The 13210-nt window shown below is 70.6% G+C and carries 7 protein-coding genes; 5 read left to right on the plus strand and 2 right to left on the minus strand.

Features of this window, described 5'->3' with window-relative positions:
• Positions 1 to 48: 48 nt before the first annotated feature.
• On the plus strand, positions 49 to 1494 hold the full coding sequence (locus tag ACIQ5Y_RS14220) for a glyceraldehyde-3-phosphate dehydrogenase (protein ID WP_403879498.1): 1446 nt from the start codon (positions 49 to 51) through the stop codon (positions 1492 to 1494).
• A gap of 203 nt (positions 1495 to 1697) precedes the next feature.
• Here the strand turns inward: ACIQ5Y_RS14220 and ACIQ5Y_RS14225 are convergent, their stop codons facing one another.
• Both ACIQ5Y_RS14225 and ACIQ5Y_RS14230 read right to left on the minus strand, forming a co-directional pair.
• The gene (locus ACIQ5Y_RS14225) at positions 1698 to 2882 is read right to left on the minus strand and encodes a cytochrome P450 (protein ID WP_403879500.1); all 1185 of its coding nucleotides are present in this window, start codon (positions 2880 to 2882) and stop codon (positions 1698 to 1700) included.
• On the minus strand, positions 2872 to 3579 hold the full coding sequence (locus ACIQ5Y_RS14230; protein WP_403879502.1) for a tRNA-dependent cyclodipeptide synthase: 708 nt from the start codon (positions 3577 to 3579) through the stop codon (positions 2872 to 2874). The genes ACIQ5Y_RS14225 and ACIQ5Y_RS14230 overlap by 11 nt, the downstream gene beginning before the upstream one ends.
• Before the next feature lie 334 nt (positions 3580 to 3913).
• On the opposite strand from ACIQ5Y_RS14230, the gene ACIQ5Y_RS14235 reads away from it, so the two are divergent.
• From ACIQ5Y_RS14235 to ACIQ5Y_RS14250, 4 genes are all read left to right on the plus strand, one after another.
• Entirely contained in the window at positions 3914 to 6604 is a 2691-nt protein-coding gene (locus ACIQ5Y_RS14235; RefSeq protein ID WP_403879504.1) for a SpoIIE family protein phosphatase, read from the plus strand.
• A gap of 82 nt (positions 6605 to 6686) precedes the next feature.
• Positions 6687 to 9710 (plus strand): BTAD domain-containing putative transcriptional regulator, encoded by a 3024-nt coding sequence (locus ACIQ5Y_RS14240; RefSeq protein WP_403879506.1) that lies wholly within the window; start codon positions 6687 to 6689, stop codon positions 9708 to 9710.
• Positions 9711 to 9787: 77 nt separating this feature from the next.
• Positions 9788 to 10525, plus strand: a complete 738-nt coding sequence (locus tag ACIQ5Y_RS14245) for an ABC transporter ATP-binding protein (RefSeq protein WP_403879508.1) — start codon at positions 9788 to 9790, stop codon at positions 10523 to 10525.
• Positions 10525 to 13089: an FtsX-like permease family protein gene (locus tag ACIQ5Y_RS14250; protein ID WP_403879510.1), complete on the plus strand. Its 2565-nt coding sequence runs from the start codon at positions 10525 to 10527 to the stop codon at positions 13087 to 13089. The genes ACIQ5Y_RS14245 and ACIQ5Y_RS14250 overlap by 1 nt, the downstream gene beginning before the upstream one ends.
• Positions 13090 to 13210 lie beyond the last annotated feature (121 nt).

The raw sequence follows: 13210 nt of genomic DNA on the forward strand, positions 1-13210 counted from the left end.
GATAAGGTGGTTAGCATATGAGCACCGCCTAGCTCGAAAGATAAACCTGTGACTGTCATTGAGGACTCGTTCAGCAGCTGGAAAAACCGCGAAGAGATCGCGGAGTCGATGATTCCGATCATCGGGAAGCTGCACCGGGAGCGGGACGTCACGGTCCTGCTTCACAGCCGCTCGCTGGTGAACAAGTCGGTGGTCAGCATCCTCAAGACCCACCGATTCGCCCGGCAGATCGACGGTGAGGAGCTCTCGGTCACCGAGACCCTGCCGTTCCTGCAGGCTCTCACCACGCTGGATCTCGGCCCTTCGCAGATCGACATCGGCATGCTCGCCGCCGACTACAAGAGCGACAGCCGCGGTCTCTCGGTGGCGGAGTTCACCGCCGAGGCCGTCGCCGGCGCCACCGGCGCGAACAAGCTGGAGCGCGCCACCGGCCGTGACGTCGTCCTCTACGGCTTCGGCCGCATCGGCCGACTCGTCGCCCGCCTGCTCATCGAGAAGGCCGGCTCCGGCAACGGTCTGCGCCTGCGTGCGATCGTCGTCCGCGGTGGTGGGGACCAGGACCTCGTCAAGCGCGCCTCGCTGCTGCGCCGCGACTCGATCCACGGCCAGTTCAACGGCACGATCACCGTCGACGAGGCGAACAGCACGATCATCGCCAACGGCAACGCGATCAAGGTGATCTACGCCAACGACCCGTCCGAGGTCGACTACACGGCGTACGGCATCAAGGACGCCATCCTCATCGACAACACGGGCAAGTGGCGCGACCGCGAGGGTCTGTCGAAGCACCTGCGCCCCGGTATCGACAAGGTCGTCCTGACGGCTCCGGGCAAGGGCGACGTCCCGAACATCGTCCACGGCGTCAACCACGACACGATCAAGCCGGACGAGCAGATCCTGTCCTGCGCCTCCTGCACCACCAACGCCATCGTCCCGCCGCTCAAGGCCATGGACGACGAGTACGGCGTGCTGCGCGGTCACGTGGAGACCGTCCACTCGTTCACGAACGACCAGAACCTGCTGGACAACTACCACAAGGCCGACCGTCGCGGCCGCTCCGCGCCGCTCAACATGGTGATCACCGAGACCGGTGCCGCCTCGGCCGTCGCCAAGGCGCTGCCCGACCTCAAGGCCCCGATCACCGGCAGCTCGATCCGCGTCCCCGTCCCGGACGTCTCGATCGCCATCCTGAGCCTGCGCCTGGGCCGTGAGACCACGCGCGAGGAGGTCCTGGACTACCTCCGCGACGTCTCGCTGCACTCGCCGCTGAAGCGCCAGATCGACTTCACCACGGCCCCCGACGCCGTCTCCATGGACTTCGTCGGCTCGCGCCACTCCTCGATCGTCGACGCGGGCGCCACCAAGGTCGACGGCGACAACGCGATCCTCTACCTCTGGTACGACAACGAGTTCGGCTACTCGTGCCAGGTCATCCGGGTCGTCCGGCACATCTCCGGGGTCGAGTACCCGACCTACCCGGTCCCGGGCGTCTGATCCGGTACGTCTGAGCGGTAAGGCGATGGCCCCGGCCGGGATTCCCCGGCCGGGGCCATCGCCTTGCCCGCGGTCCCGTGCCCTAGCCCCGCGGACCCGCGGACCGGGCGGTACGGCAACGGCCCCGGCCGGGGAATCCCGACCGGGGCCATCGTCATGCCTCACGCCTCGTACCTCGCGCCGAGGACGGCGTCGGCGCGCTGTTACCAGAGAACGGACAGGCGCTCCGGGATGCGCTTCATGAAGCGGGTGCGCCACACGAGCTGGTCCACCGGCACGGCCAGGGCCAGGTTGGGCATCTTCTCCAGGAGGACCTCGATGGCGATCTCGGTGTGCCGCTTGCCGAGGGCCGTGGCGGGGCAGTAGTGGCCGCCGCCGCCGAAGGAGAGGTGCTGGTGGGCGTTCTCCCGGTCGATGTCGAACGTGTGCGGGTCCGGGAACACCGACGGGTCGGTGTTCGCGCCCTCGACCAGGACGAGGCACAGCTCGCCCTTCTTCACCAGGACGTCACCGAGCTGGACGTCCTCCGTGGCCAGCCGGGGCAGGCCGTCGGCGATGGAGAGGTTGACGCGCAGCAGCTCGTCGACGGCCGTCGGGATCTTCTCCGGGTTCTCGCGCAGCTGCTCCCACACGTCGGGGTTCTGCAGGAGCGAGAAGATCGCCATGGTCAGGAAGCCCATGGTGGAGATGACGCCGGCACCGAAGAAGGTGACGCCGACCGTGGCCAGCATCTCGTCCGTCAGGTGCGCGTAGTCGGGGTCCTCGCGCAGGGCCGCGAGCTCGGCCATCAGACCGGTCGTGGCCGGGTCGTCGAGCCGCTCGATCATGTACGCGATGTCGCGGTCCCAGTTGAGCTTGGCACCGGTGACGGGGCAGGCCGAGTTCATGAACGCGATGTCGAGGCTGTGCGCCAGCTTCGGGGCGTCCTCGAACGGGATGCCGAGGATGCGGCAGTGCAGGTTCTCGGAGTACGGGTTGGTGAACTGGCCGCGCAGGTCGACCGGGGCACCGTAGGCCAGGAGGCTGTCGACGAGCTTGTTGGCCTCGTCGCGCATCCAGTCGTTCAGGCCGGGGGCCTTGGGGTTGATCGCCTTGAGCACGGCCTTGCGCAGGCCGGCGCCGGTGATGTTGCCCATGTTGTTGACGACCTCGGGCGGGATCGTCAGCGCGTACTGACGGGGCACGCCCGGGGCCGAGGTGTCCTTGAGGCTGAACCGCGGGTCTTCGAGGACCTGCTTGCACAGCTCATAGGACGACACGAGCCAGGCTTCGTCCCCGGCTATCGTCCGGACCTTCTTGACCGGCTCGGAGCGGAGCTGCTCGACCTCGGCGGGGATCTGGTCGCCGCGGGCGGAGAACGGGAAGTCGAGGATGGTGTCAGTGCTCATCGAAGGTTCCTTCGGCGGGGGTGATCACGGCGTGGCCCTGGTTGCGGGAGGCGCGCAGGCCCGAGCCGCGCGAGTACAGCAGTTCCGCCATCGGCAGGAGCTGGTGGTAGCAGTTGAGCGAGGACGGCACGCCCATGATGGCCGGCGTGTCGAGGAAGAGCGGCGCCTCGGCGCAGACGTACTGGAGGCAGACCTCGCGCTGCCGGGTGGTGGCGCTCTCCCCGTTCAGCACCTTCGAGGAGAGGAACGAGTCCACCAGCTCGTTGCACGTGGCAAGGAAGTCGGGGTCGTTGTCCAGGCGGCTGGTCAGGTCCGCGTGGATGGCCTTGTAGGCCGGGATGTCGGTCAGTGCCGACATCGGGCGGGCGCGCAGGCGCTCGCCGGAGGGGTCGGCCTCGGCGGCGGCGTTGTTCACCTTGGCGCGGACTCCGCGCAGGTTCTTCACCGTCTTGCGCCGCGCCTCGATCTCGTCGTAGCCGAGGGCTTCGAACATCTCGGCGACGTACAGGTCGGTGTAGATGATGTCGACCTGATCGAAGTTGCGCAGCCCCCACTGGGCGAGATCGTGGATGCGCTGTGCCGAGAAATAACTATTACCGGGAGAGATGCCGATGACCGCATGATCACCCTCATTGTTAATGACTTCGCAATGAGGGGTGTACGGCCGGACAGTGAAGACTTCGGTCGCTGTCGTCAACGGGTGTCTGGTCCTTCGCGCCGCGAGTCCCAGGAGGGCCTTGTGCCCGAGGTGTAGCGGCGACGTGACAGAAGGTACCCGAATTTGAGTGCGACGTTCCATGGCTTCTGGTCGGTAACTCCGTTGCCGGGCATCGTGGTTGCATCTTCCTATTTCTTTCGGTCGGCCGATCGTCAAAGATTTGAATTCAAGGAATTGAGAGACGTGACCGTTCTTTTTTCGTCACTCCTGGTGACTTATCGGACGCCTGGTGGGCCTGTCGTGGGCCATCGCCGCCCGGAGGTGCTACAACTGGGGGCGTGACCATTCCTCGCCACCCGTGCCGGGTACGTCGGTGCGGTCACCTCTAGGCAACCGGTTCAGGAGCGTCGCCGGCCAGGTATTCGTCCTCCAGGTGACGATCGTGGTGTTGCTCGCTGCCGGAGCCCTGCTGGCCCTCCTGCTCCAGTCGCGCCACGACATCGACCGCGAGGCCCGCAACCGGTCGGTCTCCGTCGCCGAGACCTTCGCCCACTCCCTGGGCCTCCAGGACGCCCTGAAGACGAGCGACCCGTCCGCCGTCCTGCAGCCACTCGCCGAAGGCACCCGCAAGGCCGCCAAGGTGGACTTCATCGTCGTGATGGACAAAAACGGCATCCGGTACAGCCATCCCAAGCCCGACCGCATCGGAAAACGCTTCGTCGGCACGATCGAGCCCTCCTTGGCGGGCAAGGTCCACACCGAGAGCGTGAAGGGCCCGCTCGGCAAGGAGATCCAGGCGGTGGTGCCCGTCACCGACGCCGACGGCAAGGTCGTCGCGCTGGTCTCGGCCGGCATGACCGTGAAGAACGTGAGCGGTGTCGTCGACCGCCAGCTACCGGTGATCCTCCTGGCCATCGCCGGTGGCCTGGCCCTGGCCACCGTGGGCACGGCGCTGATCAGCCGCAGGCTGCGCCGCCAGACCCACGGGCTGGGCACGCAGGAGATGACCCGCATGTACGAGCACCACGACGCGGTGCTCCACGCCGTCCGGGAAGGAGTGGTGATCACGGACGGCGAAGGGCGGCTGCTGCTGGCGAACGACGAGGCCAAACGCCTCCTCGGCCTGCCGGACGACGCCGAGGGAAGCCTGATCGCGGACGTGGCGGGACTCGACCGCCGGATGGCGGACCTGCTGCTCTCCGGCCGCGTCGCCACCGACGAGGTGCTCGAGAGCGGCGAGCGGCTCCTCGTCGTGAACCAGCGGCTCACGCACCCCGGCGGCAAGCCGGAGGGCACCGTGGCCACCATCCGCGACTCCACCGAGATGCGCGTGCTGTCCGGCCGGGCGGACGCGGCCCGCAGGCGGCTGAAACTCCTCTACGACGCGGGCGGCGACATCGGCACCAGCCTCGACGTCGTGCGAACCTCCGAGGAACTGGCCACCGTCGCCGTCCCCCGCTTCGCGGACTACGTCACCGTAGACCTGGCCGCCGCCGTGCTCGACGGGGACGAGCCCGGCCCCAGCGCAGACATGCGGCGCACCGCCGTCCACGGCATCCGCGCCGACCACCCCCTCTACCCCCGCGGCCGCCTGATCGACTTCCTGCCGTCCACCCCGCAGGCCATCGGCTACGGCACCGGCCAGGCGGAGCTGGTGCCCGACCTCGGCGACGCTCCGGGCTGGGAGGCCCAGGACCCGCCGCGGGCCCGGGCCATCGTGGACTACGGGATCCACTCGCTGATCGCGGCCCCGCTCAAGGCCCGGGGCGTCGTACTCGGTGTGGTCAACTTCTGGCGGTCGAGCAAGCCCGAGCCCTTCGACGAGGACGACCTGTCCCTGGCCGAGGAGCTCGTCGCCCGGGCGGCGGTCAGCATGGACAACGCGCGCCGCTACACCCGTGAACACGCCCTCGCCGTGACGCTCCAGCGCAGCCTGCTGCCCCGGGCCCTGCCCGAGCAGAGCGCCGTCGACGTGGCCCACTTCTACCTGCCCGCGCAGTCCGGGGTGGGAGGCGACTGGTTCGACGTGATCCCGCTGCCGGGCAGCCGCGTCGCCCTGGTCGTCGGGGATGTCGTCGGGCACGGCCTGCACGCCGCAGCCACCATGGGACGGCTGCGCACGGCGGTGCACAACTTCTCCTCCCTCGACCTGCCGCCCGACGAGATCCTCGCCCGCCTGGACGACCTCGTACAGCGCATCGACCACGACGGGGAGGCCGGCGACGGCGCCGGCGGCGTCCTCGGCGCGACCTGCCTCTACGCCGTCTACGACCCCGTCTCCCGCGTCTGCACGGCGGCGCGGGCCGGGCACCTGCCGCCCATGGTCGTCGCCCCCGACGGGACCACGACCGTCCTCGACCTGCCGGCCGGACCCCCGCTGGGCCTGGGCGGCATGCCCTTCGAGACCGCCGAACTGGAGCTGGCGGAGGACAGTCAGCTCGTCCTGTACACGGACGGTCTCGTCGAGGAACGCAACCGGGACATCGGCGAGGGGCTGGAGCTGCTCCGCGCGGCCCTCAGCCGGCCCGGCAGGACCCCGGAGGAGAGCTGTCAGGCCGTACTGGACATGCTGCTGCCGGCCCGCCCCACCGACGACGTGGCGCTGCTCATCGCGCGTACGCGGACCCTGGGCCCGGACCGGGTCGCACAGTGGGAGGTGGCGTTCCAGCCCAGCGCGGTCAGCGCCGTGCGCAACGCCGCGTCGAGGAAGCTCGACGACTGGGGCCTGCCGGAGCTCGCCTTCGCCACGGAGCTGATCCTCAGCGAGCTGATCACCAACGCCGTGCGTCACGGCCGTGCGCCGGTACGGGTGAGGCTGCTGCACGACCACACCCTGACCTGCGAGGTGTGGGACGGCAGCAGCACCGCCCCGCACCTGCGGTACGCCGCCACGACGGACGAGGGCGGCCGGGGCCTGTTCCTCGTCGCGCAGCTCAGCGAGCACTGGGGCACCCGCTACACCGCCGAGGGGAAGGTCATCTGGGCGCAGCAGGCGCTGCCCGGCGCCCCCGGCCGCGCGGAACCGGCTGACCTGTGGGATTTCATGGACGTCGAGCCCCTCTGACGACCCGAGGCCCTGCTCCTGCCGACCGCCAACAGGTAGGGTGATCTTGTCGGTTGGCGCGGCCGACAACGGGGGAGAACCAGTGGGCGAGCAGCTCGATTTCAGAATTCTGGGCCCGCTCACGGTCACCGTGGGTGGGCGCGCGGTCGCACTCGGGGGGGCCCGGCAGCGGACGGTCCTCGGCGTGCTGCTGCTGAACGCCGGCCGGATCGTGCCGGTCGACACCCTGGTGGACACGGTGTGGCACGACAGCCCGCCCGCCACCGCCCGGACCCAGATCGCCATCGTCATCGCGGCCCTGCGCAAGGCGCTCAAGGGCGAGGGGGTGGACGAGGAGGTCATCGCCACCGCACACCCCGGGTACGTGCTGCGCGTCGAAGGGCATGCGCTCGACAGCCTCGCCTTCACCGATCTGGTCGCCGAGGCGGAAGCCGCGACGCGCGAGCGCAGACCGGCCGATGCCGCGCGTTCCTACGCCGCGGCGCTCGGGCTGTGGCGCGGTCCCGCACTCGCGGGGGTCGCGGGGCGGCTCGTCGAGGACGAGGCGGCCCGCTGGGAAGAGATACGCATCAACGCCCACGAGGCGATGACCGGAGTACGGCTCGAACTCGGGCAGCACCAGCTGCTGTTGCCCGAACTGGCCGCGATGGTGCGCGAACACCCGCTGCGCGAACGGGCCCGCTACCACCTCATCCTCGCCCAGTACCGCTCCGGGCGCCGGGCCGAGGCGATGGAGAGCTTCCGGGAGGCGCGGCGCCGGTTCATCGACGAACTCGGCATGGCTCCCGGGCCCGAACTGGTCGAGCTGCACGAGGCGATCCTCAGGGACGACCCGGCGCTGAGCGCGCCCGCGGCGCACCGGCCCGGTGACGGCGCGGCCGGACCCGCCGGGGCGCGCCGGCCCGCCGCCGAAACGGCCGCCGGCCCGCAGCCCCCGAGAGCGCGGGGCCAGATCGTGCCTTCCGAACTTCCTCCGGACGTACCCGGGTTCGCCGGACGCGCCGAGGAACTCGCCTCCCTCGACGGCCTGATCGACGACGCGGGCGAGGACCGGCACGCCCCGACGACCGGCCTGATCACCGGCGTCGCCGGAGTCGGCAAGACCGGCCTCGCCGTCCGCTGGGCCCACCGGGTCGCCGAACACTTCCCGGACGGGCGGCTCTTCGCCGACCTGCGTGGCTACGACGAGCAACAGGCACCGACCACCGCCGGAGACATCCTCAGCCGCTTCCTGCGCTCCCTCGGAGTGGAGGGCGACGTCGTCCCCGACGGGTTGGAGGACCGCATCGCGCTCTACCGCAGCGTGCTGGCCGACCGCCAGGTGCTCCTGGTGCTCGACAACGTCCGGACGTTCGCACAGATACGGCCGCTGCTGCCGGGCAGCGCCGGCTGCACCGTCCTGGTCACGAGCCGGGACCAGTTGGAGCAGTTCGTCACCTGGCCGCAATCGGCCCGGGTCCACCTCGGCCTGCTCCCCGAGGACCGGTCGGTCGAACTCATCGGGCGCATCGTCGGTGAGGCCCGCATCGCCGGGGCACCCGGGGAAGCGACACGGCTGGCCGAGCTCTGCGACCGGCTGCCCCTCGCCCTGCGCATCGCCGCTGCCCGCCTCGCGTCCAAGCCGCACTGGTCGGTCCGCCACCTGGTCACCCGGCTCACTGACGAGCGTCGCCGCCTGGACGAGCTCAGCCAGGGGGAGTCCCAGGTACGGGCGAGCTTCGAGCTGAGCTACCGCTACCTGCCGAACGACGCCGCCCGGCTCTACCGCCTCCTCGGGCTGCTCTCCGTACCCGACTTCACCGTGTGGGTGGGGGCAGCGCTGCTGGACAGCGGGGTACTGGACGCGGAACGGCTCATGGAGCACCTCGTGGACACCCAGTTCCTCCAGGTCGTCGGCGTCGACACCACCGGGCAGCTGCGCTACCGCTTCCACGACCTGATGCGGTTGTACGCGGGCGAACGGGTCCGGGAGGAGGAGCCGGAGGCGGACCGGCGGGCCGCCTGCGACCGGGTCTTCCGCACCTTCCTGACCATCGCGGACCAGGCCTACCAGAGTGAGTACGGCGGACCCTACGGCAAGGTGCCCGGCCACGCCCCTCGCCGTGCGATCGAACCCGCCTTGCTGGAGGAGCTGATCGCGGCCCCGCTGGAGTGGTTCGAAGTCGAACGGCTCGCGCTGAACGCCGTCGTGGAGCAGTCGGCCCGGATGGGCATGGACGAGCTGGTCTGGGAGCTGGTCGCGCACATGGAGCCGCTCTTCGGATACCGCAACTACCTGGAGGACTGGCGCCGGTGCAGTGAGTACGCCCTCGAAGCGACACGCGTCGCGGGCAACGTCCGGGGCCAGGCCGTCATGGAGCACGAGCTGGGCGCGCTGGAGCTGCGCCTGCGCAGGGTCGCAGAGGCGACCGAACGGTACGAGAGGGCCCTCGCTCTGTACACCGAGGTGGGGGAAGTCCACGGGCGGGCACTGGTCATGAGCGGACTGTCCATGATCGACAGGCTCCGTGGAGACCCGGACCGGGCATGGGAGCGGCTTCGGGAGATCCTCCCGGTGTTCCGGGCGGTGGGCGACCGTTCATCGGAGGCGTACACGCTCCAGAACATGGGGCAGTGTGCTCTGGACACGGGGCAACCGGAGGCCGCGCTGGAGCTGTGCCGGGAATCCGTACGCGTATGCGAGGCCATGGGCGTGGACCGGCGCAGTCTGGCGCAGGCCAGGCACCGGCTGGGGAGCGCCCATCTCGTGCTGGGTCAACTGGAGACGGCGGAGATCGAGTTCATCCGAGCCCTGGAGATCGTCAGGGACCGGTCCGATCTGCTCGGCGTCGCCTACACGCTGCTGGGTCTCGCGGAGACCCGGCTCCTGGCGGGCTCGACAGAAGCGGCCGAGCGGACCTTCCGCGAAGCGCTGGACGTCGCCCGCCGCACGCAGAGCCCCATGGTCGAGGCCCAGATCCTGCACGCGCTCGGCGAAACCTGCCGCGCGAGCGGCCGCGAGGAGGAGGGGCGACAGCACCTGACCGCCGCGCTCGCGATCTTCCGGCACATCGGTTCGCCGCCCTGGGAGGACAAGGTGAGCGCGGCGCTCGACGGCAGCGCTTAACCGCTCGATAAGCCGCCGATATGACCGATCCATAACGTCGACGCAGTCAAGAAACCTGCCGAGTTGTGGAGTCTTCGATGTCACCTACAGTTGCGCTGCGCCTGGACGAGGTCGTGAAGGAGTACGGCAAGGCCGGGCGAGGCGTGCGCGCGCTGGACGGCGTCTCCGTCGGGATCGACCGGGGCTCGTTCACCGCCGTCATGGGGCCCTCCGGTTCCGGCAAGTCGACCTTCCTGCACTGCGCCGCAGGCCTCGACAAGCCCTCCAGCGGCCGCTCGTACATCGGTGACACCGAGCTGAACGGGATGAACGAGACCCAGCTGACGGAACTGCGCCGGGGGCGCATCGGCTTCGTCTTCCAGGCCTTCAACCTGATCCCCTCGCTGTCCGTACGGGAGAACGTCGAACTCCCGCTGCGCCTCGCGGGCGAACGCCTCGACCCCGCCTGGCTGGAGGAGATCCTCGCCCGCGTCGGCCTCGCCGGCCGGGCCACCCACCGGCCCGCCGAGCTGTCCGGCGGCCAGCAGCAGCGGGTGGCGATCGCCCGCGCGTTGATCACCCACCCCGACGTCATCTTCGGCGACGAGCCCACCGGCGCCCTCGACACCGTCACCGCGAAGGAGATCCTCTCCCTGCTGCGGTCCTGCGTGGACGAGACCGGCCAGACCGTGGTCATGGTCACCCACGACCCGGTGGCCGCCTCCTACGCCGACACCGTCCTCTTCCTCGCCGACGGCCGGATCGCCGACCGGATGCAGTCCCCGACCGCCGACCGCGTCGCCGACCGGATGACGCACCTGGGAGCGTGGGCCTGATGCTGCGCTACGCCCTGCAGACACTGCGCGCCCGCAAGGGCGGCTTCATCGGCGCCTTCCTCGCCCTCTTCTGTGCCGCGGCGCTCGTCACGGCCTGCGGCATCCTCCTGGAGACCGGACTGCGCGGCACCATCGGCACCGAGCGCTACGCGGGTGCCCCGGTGATCGTCGGCGCCGACCAGAACGTCCACCAGGTCACCGTGAAGGACAAGGGAGACGGGAAGAGCAAGACCAAGGAGAAGGCCAAGCCGCTCGGCGAGCGGGTCTGGCTGCCCGCCGACACCGCGAACACCCTCGGCTCGCTGCCCGGGGTCCGGGCCGCGCTGCCCGAGACCACCTTCCCGGCGTACGCGGTCACGGCCAAGGGGCAGATCGTCCCGGGCGTCGACGGCAAGCCCTCGTACGGGCACGCGTGGACCTCCGCGCCCCTGACCCCCTTCACCCTGGCCGACGGCGCGGCCCCGGCCGGCCCGGACGAGGTCGTCGTCGACCGCGAACTCGCCCGGCGGGCCGGCCTCAAGCCCGGCGCCGAACTGACCGTCCAGGCCACCGGATCCCCGCGCACCTACCGGGTCACCGGCATCGCGGCGCCCGCGGGCGGCGACCTCGAGCAGCAGACCTCGCTGTTCTTCTCCGACGGCGAAGCCGAACGGCTCTCCGGCCACAACGGCCGCATCACGGCCGTCGGCGTCCTGCCCAAGCCCGGCGTCACCACCGCCGAGCTCGCCGCGCAGGTGAAGAAGGCCCTGGCCGGCACCACCGCCCAGGTGGTCACCGGAGGAGAGCGCGGCCCGGTGGAATTCCTCGACGCCGCGAAGGCCCGGATCAAGCTGGTGTCCATGGGCGGCGCCATCGGCGGCACCTCGCTGCTCGTCGCCATCCTCGTCGTCGTCGGCACCTTCGCCCTCTCCATCCAGCAGCGCTACCGCGAACTGGCCCTGCTGCGCGCCATCGCGGCGACCCCCCGGCAGATCCGGCAGCTCATCGGCCGCGAGGCGCTGATCGTCGGCCTCTTCGCCGGAGTGCTCGGCTCGATCGCCGGACTGCCCATCGCGTACTGGCTCCACGCCCGTTTCGTCGGCTTCAAGGCCATTCCCGAGACCCTCGAAGTCACCTTCAGCGTCTTCCCGTTCTTCGCCGCCATCGGCGCGGCCCTGCTCGGAGCCTGGGCCGCCGCGAGGATCTCCGCCCGGCGCGCCGCCCGCATCCGGCCCGCCGAGGCCCTGTCCGAGGCCGCCATGGAACAGCGGAACCTCGCCTGGGGCCGGCTCGGTGCCGGGGCCGCGTTCCTGGTCGGCGGGGTCGTACTGCTCGCCGTCCTCGGGGCGCTGCGCAGCGAGCCCGCGTCCACCCCGGTGACCTTCCTGTCGGTCGTGGTCCTCTCGGTGGCGGTCTCCCTGCTGGGGCCGCTGATCGCCCGGATCGCGGTCGGGGCCCTCGGAGTCCCGCTGCGCGCCTCCCGGGTCGCCGGGCACCTGGCCACGGCCAACGCCCGCGCCAACACCAAGCGCGTGGCGGCCGCGGTCACCCCGCTGGCCCTGCTGATCGGGATGGCCTGCACGGTGTTCTTCGTGCAGACCACGATGGGTGCGGCCGCCACCGCGCAGGCCCAGGCGGGCAACAAGGCCGACTGGGTCGTGGGTTCGGCCGGACCCGGCGTGCCCGGCGAGGCCGCCGAACGACTGCGCCGCGTTTCCGGAGTGAGCGCGGTGACCGAAGTCGTACGGACCTCCGTGCGCGTGGGCCTGGAGAAGTACCCGGCACAGGGCGTGTCCACCGAGGGCCTGACCCGCACCTGGGACCCGGGCGTCACCGGCGGCAGCCTGGACGGCTTCGGCCCGAAGAGCGTCGCGCTCAGCGAGGTCGCGGCCGACAACCTGGGGAAGAAGCCGGGGGACACCCTGAAACTGACCCTCGGCGACGGCACGGAGACCGAGCTGGAGGTGGCCGCCGTCTACGAGCGGGGCCTGGGCTTCGGAGACCTCACCATGTCCCACGCCCTGGTATCCCAGCACGTTGACAACCCCCTGGCCGCCTCCCTGCTGGTCAAGACCGCCGCCGGCGGCGCCGCCGGACGCGCGGAACTGCAGAAGGCGCTGGGAGGCCTGCCCGGCGTCGGCGTCCTGGACCGCGACCAGGTGGCGGACCTCCAGGCCGAGGTCCAGCAGTCCAACGCCGAGGTCAACTACGTGGCCATGGGGCTGATCATCGCCTTCACCGCGATCGCCGTGGTCAACACCCTGACCATGTCCGTCTCCGACCGCACCCGTGAGTTCGCCCTGCTCCAGCTCGTCGGCACCACCCGCCGTCAGGTGATGCGCATGCTCCGCATCGAGGCCGCCCAGGTGGTCCTGATCGCCGCGGTGCTCGGCACCGGCATCGCCTTCGCGGTGCTCACCGCCTTCAGCATCGGAATGACGGGCTCCGCGTCCCCGTCCGTCGACCCGTGGATGTACCTGGGCGTCCTCGGCTTCGCGGCGGCGCTGACCGCACTGGCCACGCTGATCCCGGGCCGGCTGGCGCTGTCCGGCCGCCCGGCGGACGTCATCGGCTCGCGCCAGTAGCCCCGTACGGCCGGCCCCCGCGGAAAGGGGCCGGCCGTACGAAATCCCGTACGTCAGCGCTGAGTTGACCGGACCGCACGTCCGGGTGGTTGTTCGCCGCCGGGGGCTCTTTCGGTCTCCG

The sequence above is a fragment of the Streptomyces sp. NPDC096339 genome, from assembly GCF_044762985.1.
GTDB lineage: Bacteria > Actinomycetota > Actinomycetes > Streptomycetales > Streptomycetaceae > Streptomyces.

Bases quoted from the DNA above. Each gene is read 5' to 3' on its own strand.
- ACIQ5Y_RS14245 (WP_403879508.1), top strand. From the start codon at position 9,788: ATGTCACCTACAGTTGCGCTGCGCCTGGACGAGGTCGTGAAGGAGTAC.
- ACIQ5Y_RS14225 (WP_403879500.1), bottom strand. From the start codon at position 2,882: ATGAGCACTGACACCATCCTCGACTTCCCGTTCTCCGCCCGCGGCGAC.
- ACIQ5Y_RS14250 (WP_403879510.1), top strand. From the start codon at position 10,525: ATGCTGCGCTACGCCCTGCAGACACTGCGCGCCCGCAAGGGCGGCTTC.